We start from the raw sequence: 22,131 nt of genomic DNA on the forward strand, positions 1-22,131 counted from the left end.
CGGCCGGGGTAGCCCTCGGCGTACTTGTTGGTGAGGACGGAGCCCTGGGCCTCGATGACGGCGAGCGGAGCGAAGTTCTCCGACGCGATCATCTCCAGGGTGGACTGCTGGCGGTGCAGCTCGGCGTCGACCGCGGCCGCGACCTCCGGATCCAGCTCGTGCAGAGACGTGTTCAGAACGGTCATCGACGTCCTCCCCGAGGAAGCATGATGCGTATGAAGCAACGGATTGAGCGATACGCAACATGGTCAGGGCGCGGCGGGGCCCGGTCAAGGGTGAGTCACGAACACACCCGCACACCCGCATGCCGAAGGCCGCCCCTGCTGCGCTGTCACGCTCGCCCGTGTGCCTCCTGCGTGCGGCGTGAGAAGGAGTCGATGACCACCGCGGCGAACAGCACCCCGCCCGTGATCATGAACTGGACGGCGACCGGGGTGTCCGTGATGGCCATGCCGGAGGCGATCGACTGGATGACCAGCATGCCCAGCACCGCCGACCAGGTCGTGCCCCGACCCCCGAACAGGCTGGTGCCGCCGATGACGGCCGCCGCGATCGCGTTGAGCAGCAGCACGCCCGAACCGGAACTCTGGCTCACCGACGTGATGCGGGAGGCGAGGAACAGGCCGCCGATCCCTGCCATGGTGCCCGACACCGCCAGTACCGCCGTCTGGACGCCCGCCACATTGAGGCTGGCGCGTCGCGCGGCCTCGACGCCGCCGCCGAGCGCGTACACCTGCCGCCCGTAGTGGGTGCGGCGGAGCACGATGTCGAGGCCGGCCACCACCACCAGGAACACGAGCAGGGCGAGCGGCAGCCCCTGGAAGCGGTTGAGGACATAGGCGATGGCGAACGCGGGCACCGCCACGACGCCCGTGCGCACCGCGATGCCCGTGAACGAGCGGTGCGGCATGCCGACCGCCATACGGCGCCGTCGGTCCTGGTGGGCGGCGGCGAACACCATGACGGCGCTGATCGCCGCCACCCCGTAGGCGACGGCGTCCTGGCTGAGGTAGTAGCTGGTCAGCTGGGCGACGATGCCGTCCTCGCTGAGGTTGACGGTGCCGCTGGTGCCCAGGATGTAGAGCATCAGGCCGTTCCAGGTGAGCAGGCCCGCCAGCGTGACGACGAACGCGGGCACCCGGGTTCTGGCGAAGGAGAAACCCTGGACGGTGCCGGCGGCGGTGCCGGCGAGCACCGCGATGACCAGTGCCAGCCATTCGGGCACGCCGTTGTTCACGTTCAGCACGGCGAAGACGGCGGCGGCGAGTCCGCTGATCGCGCCGACCGACAGATCCAGTTCGCCGATCAGCAGCACGAAGACGATGCCCACGGCGATCAGCCCCGTGCCCACGATGTCCACGCTGAGGTTGGACAGGTTCCGGGGCGAGAGGAAGTTCTGGTTGAGGATCTGGAAGGTGATCCAGACGGCGGCGAGGACGAGGACGACGGGCAGCGAGTTCAGCTCGCCCGAACTCAGCTTGCGCCGGAGGACGGCGAGCCCGCGCTCCGCCGCCCCCGCGAAGGCCCGGCCGCGTCTCGGCGCGCGGGCCTCGCTCTCGGATCCGCTCGGCTCCGTCCGCGTTTCCTCCCGCATCCCCCTCACCACCCCGCCTCGGGGGCGGCCACCCGGCGGGGCACGTTCTCCGTGGCCCCGGTGATGGAGGCGATGATCTGTTCCTGCGACGCGGTGTTCACGTCGAAGAAGCCGTTGTTGCGGCCGAGGCGCAGCACGGCCGCCCGGTCCGCGAGCGCCTTGACGTCGCCCATGTTGTGGCTGATCAGCAGGACCCCGAGACCCCGGTCGCGCAGTTGGTCGACGAGGTCGAGGACCTCGTTGGTCTGCTCCAGGCCGAGGGCCGCGGTCGGCTCGTCCAGGATCAGCACACGGGGCTCGCCCAACAGGGAGCGGGCGATGGCGACCGTCTGCCGCTGACCGCTGGAGAGCGCGACGACGGGGGCGCGCAGATCGGGGATGCCCCGGGTCAGCCGGTCCAGCAGATGCCGGGTGCGGCGCTCCATCTCCACCTCGTCGAGCAGTCCGAACCTGCGGATCTCCCGCCCGAGGAACAGATTGCCGACGACATCGAGGTTCCCGCACAGCGCGAGGTCCTGGTAGACGGTGGCGATCCCGAGGTCGCGGGCGTCATGCGGGCGCCTGATGTGGACCCTGCCGCCCTGCCACTCGATGACCCCCCGGTCCGCGGGGGCCACCCCGGAGATCACCTTGACCAGGGTGGACTTGCCGGCCCCGTTGTCGCCCAGCAGGGCCACGACCTGTCCGGCGTGGATCTCCAGCTCGACGTCCTTGAGGACGTCGACGACGCCGAAGCGCTTGCACACACCGCGCAGCGCCAGCAACGGGGGACTCGGCACGGGCAACCATCTCCTCACCGGGGCGCGGGGCCCGGTCATGACCGGCTGTCAGGTCAGGCCGACCCGCTCGCAGGCGGCCTGTACGGCGGGGGTGCAGATCTGCTCGACCGTGTAGGCGCCGTCCTTCACCAAGGTGTCCTCGATCGTGTCGGCGGTCACGGGTACGGGGGTGAGCATGACGGCGGGCACCGTCCTGCCGTCGGCGGTCACGGTGTCCGTGGCCACCTCGTCGAGGCTGTCCCCGCGGGCCGCCGCCACCGCCATGGCGGCACCGGCGGAGGCCTCGGGCGCGAAGGGCTTGTAGACCGTCATGTACTGGTCGCCGGTGACGATCCGCTGGACGGCTCGCAGTTCGGCGTCCTGTCCGGTGATCGGCGGCAGCGGGTCGACCTTGTTCGCCTTGAGGGCGGCGATGCTGCCGGCGGCGAGACCGTCGTTGGCGGCGTAGACGCCGTCGATGGAGTCGGCACCGAGGCTGGCGATGGCGCTGGACATGTTCATGTGCGCGGTCTCCGTCCGCCACTGGGCGGTGTCGTACTCCTTGCCGATCTTCACCTTGCCCTGGAGCACGGATAGCGCGCCCTTCTTGAACGCCACCGCGTTGGGGTCGCTGAGATCGCCGTTCATCATGACGATCTGGCTGTCGTCCGCGCTGTCGCCCATGGCCGTCAGCAGGGCCTGGCCCTGGAGCCGCCCCACCTCCTCGCCGTCGAAGGAGACATAGCCCGAGATGGGGCCCTCGGCGAGCCGGTCGTAGGCGATGACGGGGATGCCCGCGTCCGCCGCCTTCCCGACCGAGCCCGCGAGCGCCCTGGAGTCCACGGCCACGAGCACGATGGAATCCACCCCTCGGGTGATCATGGAGTCCATCTGCTCCTGCTGGGCGGCCACCTCACCCTTGGCGTTGCCGTGCTCGATCCGGCAGTCGGCGCACCGCTCCTTGATCTCCCGCTCCAGCAGCAGCCTGTCCTGCGTCTCCCACCGCGCCGTGGTGGAGTCCGGCAGCAACAGACCGATCGTCGTGGCGTCGCTCCCGCCCGACGCGTCGTCGGAGGCGTCGTCGGCCCCGCAGGCACTGAGGACGACGGCCGTCGAGACCGCGGTCACCGCGGTGGCCGCGTCCCGGATGCGGGCCTTCATGTGACAGACCTCCTCGCCCTGCGCCGCGTCGCCCCTCACCGCGCGTTGCGGGGAGGATCCCGTGTGCGCCGCGGGGTCGGGGATACGTGTCCGGGCGCCGGGCGGCGCCACCCGGCTTCGGGACGTACCGCGTGGAAGCGGCGGGGCGACCACGTCGTCAGTTTGTCACCGGCCGCGATGTTCTGCGAATGCTGGGCCGCCGACCCCTCCGCCCGTTCTGTCCGGTTGGTTCGTATATGCGATTCTGGTAGGTGAGTGCCTGATCTTGTCAGGGCTCGCGGCATGGACGGGAGGAAGGTTGCGGACATGCCCCATGACGGCCCTGTCCAGGCCGGAGTCTCGGAGCGGCGGGTGTCCGAGTACGGTGCCGCCGACACCCGCTACCCCTCCCTGCTGCCGGAAGCCGCCGCGAGCGAACGGGCGCTGACCTTCGCCGGGACGGCGCTCGCCGCCGTCTACACGGCCGGTCCCACGGACACCGAGCTCCTGCTGGTGGAGACGACGGGACGCGCCACCGCCGCGTACACGCCGCCCGACCGGCTGCCCCTGTCCGGCGGCTCGGCCGTCGCGCACGCCGTCCGCACCGGCCGACCGCTCTGGCTCGACGCCCCGGGCCTCGCCGGCTACCCGGAGGGCCGACCGGTGCCGCCGGACACACACGCCTCCCTGGGCGCCCTGCCCCTGCGGATCGAGGGCGGCCGCCGGGGCTGCCTCGTCGTCGTGGGGTCGTCCGCCGCCGGTTTCGACCCCGAGCAGCGCGGCTTCCTCGGCCGGTACGCCGACGCCGTGGCCGACGTCCTGCGCGCCGGGGACGGCGGTGCCGTGCCGGCGTCGCCGCTGACCACCGCCCTGCGCGGGATGCACGTCGGTTCGTTCACCCTGGTGCCGGACACCGGTCTCATCGAGGTGGACGAGACCCTGCTCGACCTGGTCGGGATCACCCCGGACGAGTTCGACGGCAAGGTGGACACCCTGCTGGCCCACGCCCTTCCGGAGGACATGCACGCCCTGATGTCCGTGGCGGAGCCCACGAACCAGGCCGTCGAGCGCCGAGAACTGGAGTTCCGGGTCCGCTGCCCCACGGGCGGGATGCGCTGGTTGAGCCTCGGCTGCCGGGTCCTCGCCGGAGCCGACGGCCGGCCCGAACGGGTGCAGGGCATCGTGACGGCGACCTCGGACCTCCGCCGAACTCCCGACGACGTCTCCAGGATCCAGTGGCTGACGGCGGCACTCGACGACGCCACGACCGTCCGCGACGTCGGCCGGGTCGTGGTCAGCGCGCTGCGCGAGCCGCTCGGCGCCGACCGGGTGGCGCTCGCCGAACTCCAGGGCGACCGGCTCGTGGTGACCGTGCTGGACCCGCCGCAGACCACCTACTGGCCCGAGAGATGGCGGGCCGAATGGCGTACCGAGTGGCCCGAGGCGCCGATCAGCGCCCTCCCCACCCTCAAGACCGCCCTGCGGGACGGCCGCATGGACCTGTGGCCGGCCGGCACCGAGTTCGAACCGGGGCTCCTCGGCGTCGGCGACGGCGGACTGGCCGTCCTGCCGCTGCCCGCCAAGGGCCGCGCCGTCGGCGTGTGCCTGATCGGCTGGGACCGTCCGCACGAGTTCGTCCCCGACGAGCGGGCCCTGCTGACCGCCACCGCCGCGCTCGTCGGCGACGCGCTCAAACGCGCCCAGGCGCACGACGCCGAGCAGGAACTCGCGACGATGCTCCAGCGCAGCCTGCTGCCCCGGCGCCTGCCCGACCTGCCCGGCGGCATCGCGGTCGCCCGCTACGTCCCCGCCCGGCAGGGCCTCCAGGTCGGCGGTGACTGGTACGACGTCATCGCCCTCTCCGAGGACCGGGTGGCGCTCGTCATCGGCGACGTCCAGGGACACAGCGCGGGCGCGGCGACGATCATGGGCCAGATGCGTACGGCGGTCCGCGCCTACGCGGTCGAGGGGCACCCGCCCGACGTGGTCATCTCGCACGCCAACCGGCTCCTCGTCGGCATGGAGACCGATCTGTTCGCCACCTGCTGCTACGCCGAACTGGACATGGAGGAGGACAACATCCTCTTCGTCCGCGCCGGACACCTCTCGCCGCTGATGCGCCACCCCGACGGCCGCACCGAGGAGGTCCTGGTCGAGGGTGGGCCCCCGCTCGGCATCCTCGCGGACGCCGAGTTCCCCATGACGGCCGTCCCCATCGTCCCCGGCGCGGTGCTCGCCCTGGTCACCGACGGCCTCGTCGAGGCCGCCGACCTGCCCCTGGACGAGGGCATGCGCCGGATGCGCGCCGCGCTCACCGTCGCCGACCCGGCGGACCCCGGACGGGTGGCCGACGCCCTCCTCGGCGACTTCGGCCCCCGCGAGGACGACGTGGCGCTGCTGCTGCTGCGCTACGACGGGATGCGCACCCGGCCGGTCAAGGCGGGCTGGGCGGTGTGGCGGCTGCCCGACGCGGTCATGCACGCCCGCCGCTTCACCGCGCGCACCCTGCGCCGGTGGCACGCACAGGAGGTGGCCGACGCGGTGCTGCTGGTCGTCTCCGAACTCGTCACCAACGCCCTGGTCCACACCCAGGGACCCGTCCGCATCGACCTCACCCTGCGCGGTGACCGGGTACGGGTCTGTGTCAGCGACTCCTCGCCCCGCGCCCCGGCCAAACCGGTGATCGTGGACTGGGAGTCGACCGGCGGGCGGGGCCTGATGCTCGTCGAGGCGATGTCCGACTCCTTCGGCACGGTGCCGGTGGCGGGCGGCAAACAGGTGTGGAGCGAGATCGTCGTACCGCGACACGACACGGCCTCCGCGCACCAGGGGAACCGAACGGAACCGAGGGACCTGTCATGAGAACACGTACCGGACAGGTCGGGGCGGCCGTCGTCACCGCGTTCATGGCGATGTCCATGGCCGCCTGCGGGGGCGACGACGCGTCGGACACGGACGGCGGCTTCACCGTCGGTCTGCTCCTGCCGAGCGGAGCCATCCCTCGCTGGGAGCACTCCGACAAGCCGCTGATCGAGAAACGGATCAAGGAACTGTGCCCCCGCTGCGCCCTGCGGTACGCCAACGCCGAGAACGACGCGGCCCGCCAGCGGGACCAGGTCACCTCCATGATCACCAAGGGGGCCAAGGTCCTGATCCTCGACGCCGCCGACACCCGGGCGATCCGCTCCTCCATCCAGGAGGCCCACCGCGCCGGCGTCCCGGTCGTCGCCTACGACCGGCTCGCCGAGGGCCCGATCTCGGGCTACGTCTCCTTCAATGGCGCACAGGTCGGCAGGCTCCAGGGCGCGGCCCTGCTGAAGGCGATGGGCCGCGACGCGCGGGGCGAGACCGTCGTCATGATGAACGGCGACCCGGCCAGCCCCAACGCCGCCTGGTACCGGGACGGCGCCCTGTCCGTCCTCAAGGGCAAGGTGAAGATCGGCAGGGAGTACGAGACCCAGGGGTGGAGCACGGAGAACGCCCACGCCAACATGAACGCCGCGATCGCCGCCCTCGGCCCCCGGCGCATCGACGGAGTCCTCGCGGCCAACGACGCGATCGCCGCCGGCGTCATCTCCGCCCTCAGGAAGGCCGGCGTCCGCGACATGCCACCGGTCACCGGCCAGGACGCCGACCTCGACGCCGTACGGCGCATCGTCGCGGGTGAGCAGACCATGACGGTGTACAAGCCCTTCCAGGCGGAGGCGTCCGCGGCGGCCCGCATGGCCGTCGCCCTGGGCCGCGGCAAGGACCTCGCCGACATCGCCACCACCACGACCGACAGCCCCACCACCGAGGACATCCCCACCGTGCTCCTCGCGCCGAGGCCCGTGACGGTCGGCACCATCAAGCCGACCCTCGTCGACGACGGCGTCTACACCGTCGACCAGATCTGCACCCCGGCACTCCGCGCCGCCTGCGACCGGAAGGGGCTCACCCCCTAGAGAGGCCCTCGCCACCCGCGCCGCAGCGGCCCCGGTCGCCGCCGACATCCCGCTGCCCGGGCCGGTTCAAACTCGCCTTCTGTGCAGGGGATGTGAGGACCCTTCAGTAACCTCCCTTCCCCCCTTTCCCACCGGCCCCACGGGCACCACGATGTCCCCACGGGAGCGGCGATGACCTGCGCGGCGGACAGCCACGGCCCCGGTCACGGCGACCCCCGACCCCACGTGCGAGCGGCATGTGGTGAGCGCGCCTTCCCGTGGGGACGGGGACTGCGCGAGCGACGGGCCCGGTGCGTGACGCACCGGGCCCCTCGTCGTCGGACGCACAGTCGGGCACCGGGTGCCGGGCAGGCGTTTATGATCTCCGCAGCCGAAGGGGGAGGGTGTGGTGGGGCAGACACAGGTGGCGGACGCGGCGGGGATCGCGCCGCCCGGCAGGGGCAGAGCGGCCACGGCGGCCGCGTACGGCGTCGCGTGCGCGGCGCACCTCATCGTGGCGGGGCTGGTCATCGGCGGCCTGACCCTGATCGTGTTCGGCTGGGCGACGATCGTGCAGCCGATGATCGGGCTGGTGCTACTCGGTGTCGCCGCCCAACTGCGCCCCCGCCTCGGCACCCTCGCGTCCGACTGGCCCACCCTGAGCCGCGGACAGGCCCCGGCGCTGTTCACGCTGCTGGACGCCGTCGCGGACGAGGTCGGCGAACGCCGCGTCGACGCCGTGCGGATCACCTCGGACTTCGCCGTCCGGGCCTCCGCGTACGGCGTCCGGCGCCACCGGGTGCTGGACATCGGGCTCCCGCTCTGGGTGACGTCCCGCCCGGAGCAGCGGGTCGCCGCGCTCGCCCAGGAGTTGGCGTACTTCGGCGGTGACGTCCGGCGGGGCACGCTGGTCGGTACGGCACTCACCTCCCTGAACGGCGGGATGGAACTCGCGGCGGCCCGCGCCGAGGCACCGGCGGGCATCTGGACGGCGGCCCCCGGCACCCCTCACGCGGACGAGATGTCCGAGGCCACACGCGACTTCAAGAAGCGCGGCCGGATCGTCAACTACGTGCTGTGGATCCCGCAGTTGGTGATGAAGGGCCTGACCCGGGCGCTGCTCCGGCTCACGGTCCCGGCGACGCGGTACGCGGAGTTCCGGGCGGACGCCGAGGCGGCCCGGATCGCCTCCACCCCCGCGGTGGTCGCCCTGCTGCGGCACCGGCGGTCGGCCGACAGCGTGTGCACCGAGACGCACCGACTGGCCGTAGCCACCCGTACCTTCGGCCGCGGCGAGGCCGTACGGAACGCGGAGCGGGACTTCTGGACGAAGGTCGCCGACCACGCGGCCACCCTGCCCGACCGCGCGCCGGACGGCCCGGCCGACACCGCTGCGGACGACCCGCGTGTCGCCCGGCTGCCACAGGGCACCGGGGAGCCCGCCACGCTCACGCTCGGGGCGGCGGACGCCGCCGCCGTCGAGAGCGAACTGGAGGAGGCGCGCCGACAGGTGGCCCGCAAGATCATCCAGGAGTGCGTCCTGGGCTGAACCGGCAACAGGAACACCGTCGGCGGTTGTCGTCGTCCGCCCGCTCCCGTCGCCGACGTCCAGAGCAGGCCGCCTGGTCAGCGACGCCCCGGAGATGAAGGCCATCGCCGACAGCTACGGCGAGGCGGCCGGGGCACGGCTCGCGCCGGCCGCGGGAGCGGACCAGGCCGTCGTCGCCGTACCCGACCTGGAGGTCACCCTCGCCTGCCGGGACGCCGTCCGGCCGAGCGGGTGCGCGGCTCGCCCTGCGCTACGCGACGTCGTACCGACCCGGCGCGGTGACCGGATGGGACGCGAACGCCGGACTCGCAGCGGCGCGCCGTGCCGTACGGGGCGGGCGCGGCGCCCTGTCATGGAGCCCATTACCCGGCTTCGAACCAGCTCACCGGCCCGAACCCGTCGGCTGGGCGAGGCGGCGGGCGGGCAAGGTCGCCGTGGGCATCGGGAGACTGTCGTGTGCGGTGCGGTGGAGGTGTCGCACGTACTGCTCTCGCGGTACGAGAACGCCGCCCAGGTCACGGACGTGCGGGCTGTCCCGCTGCGCGTCGAGCAGTTCGCCGCCGGCCTGTGCGAAGCGCGCTGCGAGGTCGGTCACCGCGACCTTCGAGGCACCGGGGCGGCGGAAGAACATCGAGTCCATGCTGAAGACGGACCCGATCTGGACGCCGAAGACGCCGCCGATCAGATCGCCGTCCTCCCACACCTCGACGCTGTGCGCGTGACCCAGATCGTGCAGGCGGACCAGGCTCGTGATCAGCTCGTCGGTGAGCCACAGGGGGACGCGGCCGGCGCGGCATTCGCGGACGACCCCCTCGAACCGCCGGTCCAGGCTGGTCGACCACCGCAGCCGGTTGCGCAGCCGCCGGGCGAGGCTTCGGCTGAGGTGCGGGGCCGAGACGGGCAGCACCGGCCTGGGGTCGGGCGACCACCAGGCAACCGCGTAGGGATCGGCCGATTCCTCGCCCACGAGCGGGATGCGACCCTCCTGCACCTGATCGGCGAAGACCACGTCGTTGAGGGCACGGGTGTACTCGTCGGACGCCGGGAACGGATAGACCCCGGCGCGGTACGCCGCCAGCAGGCTGTCGGGACTGAGGTCGGCGCCGAAGGCCACCGGACCGTCGGGCGCCGCTTCCAGCACGTCCAGCGCCTCCCAGCAAGGGCATCGGCTCACCACTGCGCCGCTCCCTGCCCTTGGTCCTTCCCCGGCCGGACGGCTCCGTCCTGTTGGAGGAAGTCGATGTATCGGTCCATCATCTCCGCGTCCACCGGCGGAATGTCGATCCCGGCGTCCATCAGCGCCCGCTGCGCGTTGTCGCGGGTGAACTCCGTGAAAACGCCCTGGAAGTACATCTCGCTCACGGAGATGTCGGCGCGCGCGCACCGGTCGACGAAGAGCGGGACGAACGGGGTGATCGGGTCGGTTGGGTGCCCGGCCGCGTACTTCATCAGAGCGGCGATCCACTCGGTGTAGGGGATCTCCTGGACCGGGTAACCCCGTCGGCGAAGGCGCTCGGCGAGCGAATTCAGCAGCGTGGGACGGGGGTTGGTGAGGTGGTAGACCTCGCCGCGAGCAGGATGGCGGGTGGAGATGTGCCCGATGGCGCGGGCGAGCTGGTCGGCCGGCAGGAAGTCCAGCGGCAGCCGGACGTCCGGGCACAGCCCGGTCCCCGCGATGAAGTCGATGAGGGCGGCCATCTCGCTGCTGGTGTTCAGCACGCCGGTTCCGCTGCTGCCCGTGACGTCCATCAGGCGGTAGACGGCGACCGGCAGGCCCGCGTCGGACGCCTTCCTCAGCAGCGCCTCGCCGACCCACTTGGTCTCCACATATCCCACTGACAGGTACTCGGGGAAGCGCAGCGGCGTGTTCTCCGTCACCTCATGTACTCCGGCCGGCCCGAATCCGGCGAGCACCGCCATGCTGGAGGTGAAGTGCACGGGGACGGCCCGGCCGGCGGCGAGACGGATGATCTCGTATGTTCCGTCGACATTGGCCGCGCGCAACTCGTGGTACGGATAGATGAAGTTGACGTGGCCGCCGAAGTGATAGACGGCGTCGATGGTCGACCCCAGCTCCTCGAACCGGCTCGGGGACAGCCCCAGGCCGGGCTTTCCCAGATCGCCGACGACCGGCTGGACACGATCGCTGGACAGATCGCTGAGGACGAACCGCTGGTGGCTCGCGCGGATCCGCTCCAGGCCGTGCTGGTCGTCGGAGGCCCTGACCAGGCAGAGGATCCGTCCCGTCGTCCTGCGCAGCAGCTCGTCGATCATGTACGCGCCGCAGAACCCCGTCGCCCCTGTGAGGAGCACGTCGCCGGGGCGACAGGAGTCCGGAGCAGGCGCGTCACGGCCCACTGTCGGAACGCGCCGATCGGTCTCGGCGGCGAAGTCGACGCTCCCGCCGTCCGGTTGGGCCAGTGTGCCGGCACGTGCCTGGCGCACCGCCTCGGCGAACGCGGCGAGTGTCGGATACCGCAGCAGTGAACGGGTCAGGTCGCGGATCTGTGTGATGCCGATGCCGAATACGACGCGGGTCCGCGCGAGCATCTCCATGGCCAGCAGCGAATTGCCGCCCAGCTCGAAGAAGTCGTCATGCGGACGGACGTAGTCCACATCCAGGATCTGTCCCCACAACTGGGCCATCCCCTGCGGCACCGGACGGTCGTCGACGCCGGTCGTCGGCGCCGTTGTCACGGATTCCGGCACGGCCTTGCGGTCGAGCTTTCCGCCGGGCGTGACGGGCAGCCGCTCCACCGCGTGGAAGGCGGCGGGGATCATATGGCCCGGCAGGACCTCGGAGAGTGCCGACCGCAGCCGTGCGCGCAGCACCGCCTCGTCGTCGGTCGGCGGCGAGGTCGCAGTGACGTACGCGACGAGGTCCCGGTCGCCGCTGCTGCGCGTCCGGACCACCACCATCGCCTGGCCGATCTCCGGCTGGGAGACAAGCGCGGCCTCGACCTCGGCCGGGTCGACCCGGAACCCGCGGATCTTCACCTGGTCGTCGACCCGGCCCAGGACTTCCAGGTTGCCGTCCGAGCGTCGGCGGCCCAGATCCCCGGTGCGATACATTCGGTCCCCGGGCGCCGAGCCGTGCGGGTCGGGCAGGAACTGCCGTGCGGTCAGGGCGGGTTGCCGCCAGATGCCGCGCGCCAGCCCCGGGCCGCCGATGTAGATCTCACCGCGTTCGCCCGGTGGCACCGGGCGCAACTCGGCGTCGAGCACGTGGACGTGATTCCCCTCCAGAGGCCTGCCGATCGGGGCGACGGCGGTGTCCGGCGCGGCGAGCACTTCCTCGTTCAGGTCGCAGAGCGTGGAGGTGATGGTGGTCTCGGTGAGCCCGTAGGCGTTGACGAGCCGCGCGCCGGGGATCCGGTGCAGAATGGCTCGGCAGTCCTTCGTGGTGACGATCTCGCCGCCGACGATGACGAGCCTCAACGACGCGAGGCTCTCGTCGTGGTCCGCGACGGAGACGATCCGATGCCAGTAGGCGGGGGTCAGGTCGGCGACGGTGATCCCGTGCTCCGGGAGGCGGTGCAGCAGCTCGGTGGGCGCCCAGGTGCGCGTTCCCGCGAGGACGAGTGTCGCGCCGCTGATCAGCGGGGCGAAGATCTGCTCCAGCGAGGTGTCGAAGCCGAGCGCCGCAGCGTGCAGCACCCGGTCGCCGGGCGTCAGGCCGTATGCCCGGGCCACCGCGGTGAGGGAGTGTGCCAGTGACCGGTGGGCGATCATCACTCCCTTGGGAGGTCCGGTGGATCCGGAGGTGTAGATCACATAGGCGAGGTCGTGCGGCCCGGGGCCCTGGGCCGGCCGCGGTCCCCGCCGCGGCGCGTGCGCGGCCAGTTCCCCGGCGTGGAGGATCCGCGCCTCGCACTCGGTGAACATCGGGGCGTGCTCACGGCTGGAGACGATGAGGCGTGAACCGGTCTCCGCGACGAGTCCGGTCATCCGCTGCCGCGGAGTCGCCGGGTCGAGAGGCAGTAACGCAGCGCCGGAATTCAGCACCGCCAGCAGCGCGACGATCAGCTCGGGCACGCGGTCGAGGCAGACGGTGACGACGGACTCCGCGCCGACGCCCGACTCCCGCAGCCGGTGCGCAAGCCGGTCGGCGCGGCCGGTCAGCTCGGCGTAGCTGAGCCGGCCCTCGTCCGAGAGCACCGCGAGAGCAGACGGTTCACGCCGCGCCCGCTTCCGGACCAGCTCGGGCACGGTGCCCGGCCAGGTTTCCGGGGGCCGCTGCTCGGCGCGGGTGCTCGCGGGCCGCATGTCGGTCCACAGGCGGTCGACCAGGTCCGCGCACCACCCGGCGGACTCCGGTCCGCCGACCTGGCGCCACCCGGCCGGAATCCGGCGATCGGCGGGCCAGATCGCATACTGCTCCTCGTCATTGCGCAGCACGACGCACAGCGCAGCCTCCCCCGTCGGCGGGCGATCACGTTTCGTCACCGTGGGTCTCCCGCCTCGCGCGGAGTTCTGCGGAGTACGACCTGCGCCCCTCGCGTACGAGGGCCGCCGCGCTCACGGCTTCCCTTTCGCGGGTGTCCCGCGAAAGCCGGCCAGGCGGCCGAGCGGTGGCGCGAGAACGAGGTGCTCCGCCGCCTCGGCGCTGACCGGCTCGGCGAAGAGGTACCCCTGGCCGAACCGGCAGCCCATGGAGATCAGCGACTCCTGCTGCCTCGCGTCCTCCACTCCTTCGGCGATCACCGTGAGACCGAGGGTGTCCGCGAGATGCGTGATGCCCTCGACCAGCGCGTACTGTTCGGGCGAGCGCCCGAGGCCGTCGATGAACGACTTGTCGATCTTGAGTATCGAGATCGGGAACTCGCGCAGATAGCTCAGCGACGAGTAGCCCGTTCCGAAGTCGTCGATCGCGATACGGATACCGAGGTCGGTGAGCGAGCTCATCTCGGCCAGGATCCGTTCGTCGTTGTACATCAGCACATTCTCGGTCAGTTCCAGTACGAGATTCGACGGCTCGATGGCGGAGAGATCCAGAGCGCGCCGTATCACGTTGTGGAACTCCTCGTCCCGGAACTGACGCGGTGACACGTTCACGCTGACGTAGGGCGTGTTGCGGTCGGACCTCCCGCCGTGCAGCACGCACTCCTCCCACCGGACCGCCTCGGACGCGGCCTGGTCAAGCACCCACGCGCCGAGCGGAACGATCTGCCCGCTCTCCTCGGCCAGCGTGATGAACTGCTCGGGCAACACCATGCCGCGCGCGGAGTGGGGCCAGCGAACGAGCGCTTCGAACCCGGCGATCCGTCCGCTGGCCAACTCCACGATGGGCTGGTAAAGCACCATGAAGGAAGTCTCGATCGACGAACTGTCCAGGCCCTCCTGCAACTTGGCACGCTCAGCCATGCCGCTCTGCAGCTCCGGGTGGTAGCGGCGCCACTGGCGCTTGCCCGCCGTCTTCGCCGCGTACAGCGCGAGATCGGCGTGTGTCAGCAGTTCGACCGAGTCGATGCTGTCCTCCGTCGTCGCGACGCCGATACTGGCGTACGTGCTCAACGGACCCACACTGAGCCGGAACGGATCGGCGAACGCGGTCATCACATGCTCGGTGAACCGCTCCACGCCCGTCGGTGTGGCGGAGCCCTCCACCAGCAGGGCGAACTCGTCGCCGCCGATGCGCGCGGCGGTGTCGGAGGCACGGACGGTGGTCTGCAGCCGGAGTGACAGCGCGACCAGGAGTTCGTCGCCCACACCGTGGCCGTGCATGTCGTTGACGACCTTGAAGTCGTCCACGTCGACGAAGAGCACGCCAACGATCGTACCGTCGCGCTGAGCCTGCACCAGGGCGTGGTTGACCCGCTCCTGGAAGAGCAGGCGGTTGGCCAGGCCGGTGAGCGGGTCGTGGAACGCCTGGTGGGTGAGTTCGCGTTCGAGCTTGCGCTGTTCGGTCACATCCCGCAGGGTGAGCACCACCCCGCCGACGGTGGCCTCGTCGCGTAGGTCGCTCCACCTCACCTCGACCTCGATGGTCGCCCGGTCGGCGCGGACCATGCGCCAGTGCTCGCGCCTGATCTGGTACTCATGGCTCCCTATCCGGCCGAGCGTCTCGGCCACCGCGCGACTGTCCTGCGGCGGCACCAGATCGACGAGGTGGGTGCCCTCCAGGTGGGCATGTCCGAGCAGTTGGTCGGCGGAGGGGCTGGCGTAACGGACCTGGTCGCCGTCGAGGATGAGGATGACGTCGGAGGCGTTCTGTACCAGTGTGCGGAAGTACATCTCGCTGTTGCGCCGGTTGACCTCCTGGGCGAGGGCGATCCGCGCCACGGCAAGTGCGGCCTGCGCGGCGAGAGTCGCCAGCGTTTCGCGTAGCACGAGCAGGTCCCGCTCGTCCCCGGCCACGATCAGTGCCCCGATCAGCGGATCGCCGGAGGGGTGATCCTGCGACCTGAGCGGGCAGACCAGCGCATGCAGCGCAGGCCCCGAGGGGATCGGCCCCTCCTCCTCGCCCGTGAGGTGGGCGGCGAGATCGGGCCCCACACCGTCGAGGGTCACCAGGCGGTTCTCGCCGGACGCGATCAGTTCCTGTACGGCTGCGGTCACCGGCGCGGACAGGGGCCCGCGTACGTCGCCGTGCACCCCGTTCAGCCAGAGCGAGTTGTCCGGGACGGTGAGCAGCGCGGAACGCGGCGGGCTGTACGACATCAGCTCCGTCGCAGCGGAGTGGACGGCGGCGGCCACATCCGGCGGATCGCCCGCTCCGCCCAGCGACGACACCGCATTACGCAGTATTTTCTCCCGGCCGACCGCCCGCCGGTGGGTCGCCACCACGCCCGCCAGACGGTAGAGCACAAGGAGGAAGAGCACCGCGGAGAACACCCCGATCACGCCGACCTCGGAACGCACACCGCGCACCGCCTCCGTCAGCAGGATGGCGGGCGCGATCAGCGACGCGAGCGTGAGCAGGCTCAGTCGGCCGGTGCCGGTGCCGGTGTCGGCGCGCCATGCCACCGGTTGGGTCAGCGACCGCATGCTCGGATCGAGCGCGGCGGCTGCCCAGGCGCCGTACAGGACGGCCCAGCCGAGATCGACGGCGGTACCCGTGCGCCAGGTCCCGTTCAGTTGAATCAGGCCGTAAGCCACGTCGGCGGCGAGCAGACCGATGGTGCCCACGGTGAGCAGCATGAGCGAGCGGCTCTTGCCGCCGTGGCCGACGAGCAGGCGCAGCAGCATGGCCAGTACGAGGATGTCGCCGAGTGGATAGGCGATGGAGAACGCCTTCTGCACCCAGGTGAGACCCTCGGCGCGGGCGTACGGATCGATGAGGAAGAGCCATGACAGCAGCGCCAGACCGACGGTCAGCGTCAGCGCGTCGACGAGGCTCGCGCGGTCGCGCCAGCTCGTGCGCCAGTGGACGAATCCCAGCAGCCCGGCCGCGTAGAGCGGATATGCCGCGAGATAGAAGCCGTCGGCGATCGATGGGAACGGGACTTCCTCGTCGGGCAATTGGATGAGGATGATCTGGGCGGCCTGGCCCGCGGCGAAGGCGAAGTTTCCCGCGGCGAGCAACAGCCAGGGGAGTCGATGCGCGGGGCGGTTGAGACGGATACCCAGGAGAATACCGACGACGCCGGTCGCTCCAATGGCGACGAAGATCAGCCGCTGTTCCGGGAATATGTAGTAGAACGCGGTCAGTACGACGATGCATGAGCTGACAGCGGCCGTCGCGGCCTGGCTTCGCAGTCGCGCGTTCATCCCAACTAACCTCCTGGGAGGGCCACTTGCTGCAGGGGGCGGACCGAGCTGGGCGAACGGCACCGGGCGACGGCGGAGAGGCCCCGTAGGACCCAGGACCATCGGTCGATACAGGGTCGCCGTTGTACAAGGTCGCCGGAATACGGGCTTCTTCTCGCCGAGACATCGACGTGTCTTCCCTCAAGCTAACGTGGCCCGCCATTTACCGCACGTGCAGGGGGAGATAAAGCGTCCGGAGCGATCCAGAGAGACGACGCTTCGCGTCGCGGGACACCGTGCCATGCGGGAAAATGGAGCACGTGAAATTGGAGGACGCGGAAACCGGACCGGATCCGCCCAGCGACGATCGGCTCCTGACGGAGCGCGGAGTCCCATGCTCTCCGATTACCGCCGGATCTTCACTCCTGCAGGCAGTCTGCTCTTCTCCGCCGCGGGCTTCATTTCGCGCCTTCCGCAGTCGATGATCGGCGTCGGCATCGTCACCATGGTTTCACAGCTCGGCGGCGAGTACCGGCTCGCCGGCTCGGTCTCCGCCACGCAGGCGCTCGCCGGCGCGGCGGTCGGACCGCAGATCTCCCGGCTGGTCGACCGTCATGGCCAGCGCCGGGTCGTTCTCCCGGCGACAGCCGTGACGGTCGCCGCCATCTGCGCGCTGCTGCTGTGCGCCCGGTACGGCGCCCCGGACTGGACGCTGTACGTCGCGGCGGCGGTGGCGGGCTGCATGCCCAGCATGGGCGCGCTCGTGAGGTCTCGCTGGGCCGAGCTCCACAGAAGGGCACCACGGCTGCTGCACACCGCGTACGCGCTGGAGTCGGTGCTCGACGAGGTGGTCTACATCGTCGGCCCGGCGCTGGCGATCACGCTGTCGACCAGCGTCTTCGCAGAGGCCGGACCGCTGGCGGCCGGGGTCCTGCTCGCCGTCGGCGTCCTGTTGTTCGCCGCCCAGCGGCGTACGGAACCGCCGGTGCGCGCCGCGCCGCAACGCGCCGGGGGCTCCGCGCTGCGCATCCCGGGACTCGGCCTGCTGGTGCTGACGCTGACGTCGGTGGGCGCGTCCTACGGTTCGGTGGAGGTCGCGACAGTTGCGTACGCCGGCGCACACGACCACACGGCGCTCTCCGGCCCGCTGCTGGGCGTGTACGCGCTCGGCTCCGGACTGGCGGGCGCGGTCTTCGGCGCGGTGAGCCCGCGGGGGGCGATCACGGGGCGGCTGCTGGTCAGCGTCTGGGTGATGGCCGTGACGATGGCACCGCTGTTGTTCGCGCCGAGTCTCGCGGTGCTGGCGGTGGTGCTCTTTGCGGCGGGCATGGCCGTCGCGCCGACCCTGATCACCACGATGGGGCTGGTGGCCCATCTGGCGCCGGCCGCCCAGCTCACCGAGAGCATCACCTGGGTCGTCTCAGGCCTCTCCGTCGGGGTGGCGCTGGGCTACGCCGCGTCCGGGTGGCTGATCGACGCGGCGGAGGCCCCGGCGGGCTATTGGGTGGCGTGCGCGGCGGCCCTCCTCGCGGCCTCGACGGTCTCCCTCGCCCTGCCACGGCTCACCCGCGCGGACGCGCGGTGAGTCACCGGCCCGCGTCCCGCGCAGGCGGTTGTGGCTGGCCCCGCCGCCGCGGACCCCTCAGTCCTGGGCGTCCCTGGTGGGCGGCTTGTCGGGGCCGGTGCGGTTCTGCCGGGGTTCCCGCTCCTCCTCCACACGGACGAAACGGTCGAGCAGCGCGTCGAGCCCGGCGGCCAGGTCTCCCGGTCCGCCCTGCTCGGCGAGGGTGGCGGCGGTTTCTCGGAGCCTGGGCAGTTCCTGGGGCGGCATGCGGTGCAGTCCGAGGCGGAACGCGGGATCCGATTCCTCGGGGTTGTCCACCATGGCCTGCAGTTCCACGGACACATAGCCGAGGACCCAGCCGGTGAAGGCGCGGAAGACGGCGACGGAACGGGTCTCGTCGAGCCCGGCGCCCTGGAGCAGGGCGAGCACCCGCTCGTGGTGCCTGAGGACGGCGAGCGGCCGCCGGGCCAGCGGGACCGCCAGCATGCGCGTGGAGAGAAGCGGCATCACCTGGGGGTGGGCCAGACAGACCTCGTGCGTCGCCCGCGCGATCCGGTGGAGTTCGGCGCGCCATGCGGAAGCCCGGGCCCGGGCGTCGACGGCCGTCGTGCCGGGTTCGGGTCCGGCGGCCAGCTGTTCCTCCAGCTCGAGGTACAGGGCTTCGACCAGACCGTCCAGGAGCGCGTCCTTGCTCGCCGCGTACCGGTAGAGCGCCATCGCTTCCACGCCGAGCTCAGCGCCCAGCCGGCGCATGCTCAGGGCCGAGAGTCCCTCGCGGTCCACCAGCTGCAGGGCGCTGGCCAGCACGCGCTCCCGGCTCAGCCGGCCGTAGTGGCCACGGTCGCTGGCGCGTCGCGCCGGACTGGCTCCGGCTCCCTCGCTCCTCTTTCGTGGTGCCGCCTGCTCCTTGGCCATGCCTCGCCTCCAGATCTTCCCGCCCGCGCCATGCCCCGCTCGTGTTGACTCTACGCATTCATGGGAGCAGGATGTACGTATACAGCGTAAATATACGGCACTGACGCATGTGGCGCCCTTCCCACCCCCAAGAAGGCCAGCGCGGGGAGTAAAGAAATGACAGTCCACCGGCTGCGGCCCCGGCAGGAACCAGCCGATCACACCGGGCCTGCCCTGAACGGCGTGTCGCACACGTATGCCGGCACCCCGGAGTGCACGGAGGAACCGGGCGTGCCCTTCGCCGTGACCCGGATCAGCCCGGCGGCCCGGAGGGCGGCACAGCGGGTGCTCGCCTCGGGCTGGGTGACCACCGGCCACGAGACGGAGCTCTTCGAGCAAGAGTTCGCGGCTTACGTTGGGGCCGAGCACGCGGTCGCCGTGAGCTCGTGCACGGCGGCGCTCGAACTGGCGCTGCGCGCCCTGCGGTTGCCGCCCGGCGGGACGGTCCTGGTCCCGGCTGTGACCTTCTGCGGCGCGGCCCAGGCGGTCCTGCACGCCGGGCTGCGGCCCGTGCTGGTCGACGTCGACCCGCGCACCGCCTTGCCGACCGCCGCCGATGTGGCCCGGGCCGCCCGAGCCTGCGGATGCCCGCACGCGATGATGGTCCTGCACTACGCCGGGGCACCGGCACCGGTCGCCGAGCTGGCGCAGGCCGCGCGGCTGCCCCTCACCCACGTCATTGAGGACGCCGCCCACGCCCTGGGCGCGACGGTGGGGGACCGGCCCGTGGGAAGCCTGTCGCGGGCGACCTGCTTCAGCTTCTACGCCACCAAGAACCTGCCCATCGGTGAGGGCGGCATGGTGACAACGGACGACCCGGAGATCGCCGAGCGGATCCATCGCGCGAGGCTCCACGGAATGTCCGCCGACGCCTGGCGACGGAACATGCCGGGCGGCAGCTGGCGCTACACCGTCGAGGAAGCGGGCCTGAAGGCCAACATGACGGATGTCCAGGCCGCCATCGGGCGGGCCCAGCTCTGTCACCTCGACGACTGGCAGCGGCGGCGGCACGCCGTGGCCGCCCGGTACGAGGCGGAACTGAAGTCCGTTCCGGGGCTTGAGCCACTCGATGTCACGACACCCGGCCGGCACGCCCGGCACCTGTACGTGGTGCGCGTACTGGACGAGTACGGGATCGGCCGGGACGAGCTGATCGACCGGCTTGCGGAGCGTGGGATCGGCACTTCGGTCCACTTCATCCCCCTGCACCACATGCCGTACTTCCAGCGGACCGCGATCACCCCGGCCGGAGGTCTGCCGGGAGCCGACGAGCTGTTCTCCCGGCTGCTGTCCCTGCCTCTGTACCCCGGCCTCACCGAGCGCATGGTCGACCGGGTCTGCGGGGAGCTGGCCCGGCTCGCCCCGGCGCGGGGCGCCGCCCGGTCCCGCCCCGTGTCGTCCGCCACCCCCGTGTCGTCCGCCGCCCCCGTGTCAGCCGTCGCCGAGCGTTCGGGGAAGCCGGGGCCGGGCCGGCAGAGGCCCGCCGGACTGCGCACCCTGGTGATCGGGGCCGGGGAGGCCGGGCAGGCGCTCGCCCGGGACCTGGCGGGGACACCAGAGTTCGGGCTCGCCCCCGTGGGCTTCCTCGACGATTCCCCGGCCAAACGCCGTGCCGCGTTCATCGGCGGTCTGCCCGTCCTCGGGGGCCTGGACGACACCCGGGCGTGCGCGCTGGCCCACCGGATCGAGGCGGTTGTGGTGGCCATCCCCGGTCTGAGCCCGGATCGCTTCCGCCAAGTGGCGCATGCGGCCGAGGCCACAGGGGCCAGCGTCCGGTATCTGCCGTCGTTCATCGCGGCGCTCCGCCGCGACGTCGTGGGCAGCGACATGCGAGCACTCGATGTGAACGAGCTCATCGGCCGCGCCGAGATGCACGTGGTGAGCCCCGGGGCGGGCGCAACGATCGTCGGCCGCCGGGTTCTGGTGACCGGTGCCGGAGGGTCGATCGGCAGCGAGCTGTGCCACCAGGTGCGCGCCTTCGGACCGAGCCGACTCTTCCTGCTCGACCACGACGAGTCGAATCTGCACCGGTTGCAGCTGGAGCTGTACGGCGACGCACTGCTCAGCGACGACATTGTGATCTCGGACATCCGCGACCGACCCCGCATCGACCAGATCTTCCGCGAGCTGCGCCCCGAGGTGGTGTTCCACGCCGCCGCGCACAAACATCTGCCTCTCCTGGAGCGGCACCCTGGCGAGGGCGTGAAGTCGAATGTGATGGGGACCGCGAATCTGGTGCAGGCCGCGACCGAGGTCGGAACCGAACGGTTCGTGCTGATCTCCACCGACAAGGCGGCCGACCCCGTGTCGGTGCTCGGCGCGACCAAGCGGCTGGCCGAGCTCCTCGTGCGGGAGGGCCAGAAGAACGCCCCGCCCGGGTCCGTCTTCGCGGCCGTCCGTTTCGGAAATGTGCTGGGCAGCCGCGGTTCGTTGCTGTCGGTGGTGGCCGAACAGTTGAGCGCCGGTTCCCCGGTGACCGTCACGCACCCCGAAGTGACGCGGTTCTTCATGACCATCGAGGAGGCCGTCGGGCTTGTCCTGGAGGCCGCGCGGATGGCCCGGGGCGGCGAGGTGTTCGTCCTGGACATGAGCAGCCCCGTGCGGGTCGTGGACCTCGTCCGTAAGTTCGCCCGCTCCGTGAACGTACCGGACGTGGACATCCGCTTCACCGGTCTGCGGCCGGGCGAGAAGCTCGACGAGACCCTGTTCTCCGAGCAGGAGGGGCACACACGGACCTCCCATCCGCGGATTCTCTCGGCGACGTCCAACCCCGGCGAGGAGCACGGCGTCCGGCTGGCCGACCGGCTTCCCGCCCTGTACACCGCGGCGGAGCACAACGACCCCGCCCGGGTGCGCCGTGTGCTGGCTCAACTCCTCCCCGGTTTCCCCGCGTCGGAGACGGCACAGTCGCACTCCGTCATGACCGATCCGTACCCGGACGACTTCTGATGTCCGGGCAC

Annotated in this window: 12 protein-coding genes and 2 pseudogenes; 6 read left to right on the forward strand and 8 right to left on the reverse strand. The window is 71.4% G+C overall.

The annotated features are described in order from the left end of the window. The 4 genes and pseudogenes from M8J73_RS38160 to M8J73_RS38175 all read right to left on the reverse strand — a co-directional run. Positions 1–185, reverse strand: a pseudogene (locus tag M8J73_RS38160) (serine hydroxymethyltransferase); the annotation flags it as partial. A gap of 146 nt (positions 186–331) precedes the next feature. Beyond that, positions 332–1,594 (reverse strand): sugar ABC transporter permease, encoded by a 1,263-nt coding sequence (locus M8J73_RS38165; protein WP_055539969.1) that lies wholly within the window; start codon positions 1,592–1,594, stop codon positions 332–334. Between the two features lie 5 nt (positions 1,595–1,599). Further along, positions 1,600–2,373: an ATP-binding cassette domain-containing protein gene (locus M8J73_RS38170; RefSeq protein WP_206187906.1), complete on the reverse strand. Its 774-nt coding sequence runs from the start codon at positions 2,371–2,373 to the stop codon at positions 1,600–1,602. 48 nt (positions 2,374–2,421) lie between these two features. After that, the gene (locus M8J73_RS38175; protein WP_055539971.1) at positions 2,422–3,513 is read right to left on the reverse strand and encodes a sugar ABC transporter substrate-binding protein; all 1,092 of its coding nucleotides are present in this window, start codon (positions 3,511–3,513) and stop codon (positions 2,422–2,424) included. Positions 3,514–3,819: 306 nt separating this feature from the next. Between M8J73_RS38175 and M8J73_RS38180 the strand changes: the two genes are divergently transcribed. The 4 genes and pseudogenes from M8J73_RS38180 to M8J73_RS38195 form a co-directional block, all read left to right on the forward strand. After that, entirely contained in the window at positions 3,820–6,354 is a 2,535-nt protein-coding gene (locus tag M8J73_RS38180) for a SpoIIE family protein phosphatase (RefSeq protein ID WP_055539972.1), read from the forward strand. Beyond that, positions 6,351–7,436: a sugar ABC transporter substrate-binding protein gene (locus M8J73_RS38185; RefSeq protein WP_249829660.1), complete on the forward strand. Its 1,086-nt coding sequence runs from the start codon at positions 6,351–6,353 to the stop codon at positions 7,434–7,436. Before M8J73_RS38180 ends, M8J73_RS38185 begins: the two co-directional genes overlap by 4 nt. Before the next feature lie 388 nt (positions 7,437–7,824). Next, positions 7,825–8,964, forward strand: a complete 1,140-nt coding sequence (locus tag M8J73_RS38190) for a M48 family metallopeptidase (protein ID WP_249829661.1) — start codon at positions 7,825–7,827, stop codon at positions 8,962–8,964. Positions 8,965–9,031: 67 nt separating this feature from the next. Beyond that, a pseudogene (locus tag M8J73_RS38195) lies at positions 9,032–9,302 on the forward strand (sugar hydrolase); the annotation flags it as partial. Between the two features lie 44 nt (positions 9,303–9,346). Here the strand turns inward: M8J73_RS38195 and M8J73_RS38200 are convergent. The 3 genes from M8J73_RS38200 to M8J73_RS38210 form a co-directional block, all read right to left on the reverse strand. After that, complete coding sequence (locus tag M8J73_RS38200) at positions 9,347–10,138, reverse strand: leucyl/phenylalanyl-tRNA--protein transferase (RefSeq protein WP_240501645.1); 792 nt, start codon at positions 10,136–10,138, stop codon at positions 9,347–9,349. After that, complete coding sequence (locus M8J73_RS38205) at positions 10,135–13,410, reverse strand: amino acid adenylation domain-containing protein (RefSeq protein ID WP_079055151.1); 3,276 nt, start codon at positions 13,408–13,410, stop codon at positions 10,135–10,137. Before M8J73_RS38205 ends, M8J73_RS38200 begins: the two co-directional genes overlap by 4 nt. Positions 13,411–13,482: 72 nt before the next feature. Further along, positions 13,483–16,674, reverse strand: coding sequence for a putative bifunctional diguanylate cyclase/phosphodiesterase (locus tag M8J73_RS38210; protein ID WP_055541831.1), 3,192 nt, complete (start codon positions 16,672–16,674; stop codon positions 13,483–13,485). Between the two features lie 373 nt (positions 16,675–17,047). On the opposite strand from M8J73_RS38210, the gene M8J73_RS38215 reads away from it, so the two are divergent. Next, positions 17,048–18,238, forward strand: a complete 1,191-nt coding sequence (locus M8J73_RS38215) for an MFS transporter (protein ID WP_055541830.1) — start codon at positions 17,048–17,050, stop codon at positions 18,236–18,238. Between the two features lie 57 nt (positions 18,239–18,295). On the opposite strand, the gene M8J73_RS38220 is transcribed toward M8J73_RS38215, so the two are convergent. Then, on the reverse strand, positions 18,296–19,132 hold the full coding sequence (locus tag M8J73_RS38220) for a TetR/AcrR family transcriptional regulator (protein WP_079055150.1): 837 nt from the start codon (positions 19,130–19,132) through the stop codon (positions 18,296–18,298). A 222-nt stretch (positions 19,133–19,354) separates the two neighbouring features. Here M8J73_RS38220 and M8J73_RS38225 point away from each other — a divergent pair, with 222 nt between their 5' ends. Then, positions 19,355–22,120, forward strand: a complete 2,766-nt coding sequence (locus M8J73_RS38225) for an aminotransferase class I/II-fold pyridoxal phosphate-dependent enzyme (protein ID WP_249829662.1) — start codon at positions 19,355–19,357, stop codon at positions 22,118–22,120. The last annotated feature ends 11 nt before the right edge of the window (positions 22,121–22,131 follow it).

This window comes from Streptomyces neyagawaensis (genome assembly GCF_023516595.1).
Taxonomy (GTDB): Bacteria; Actinomycetota; Actinomycetes; order Streptomycetales; family Streptomycetaceae; genus Streptomyces; species Streptomyces neyagawaensis.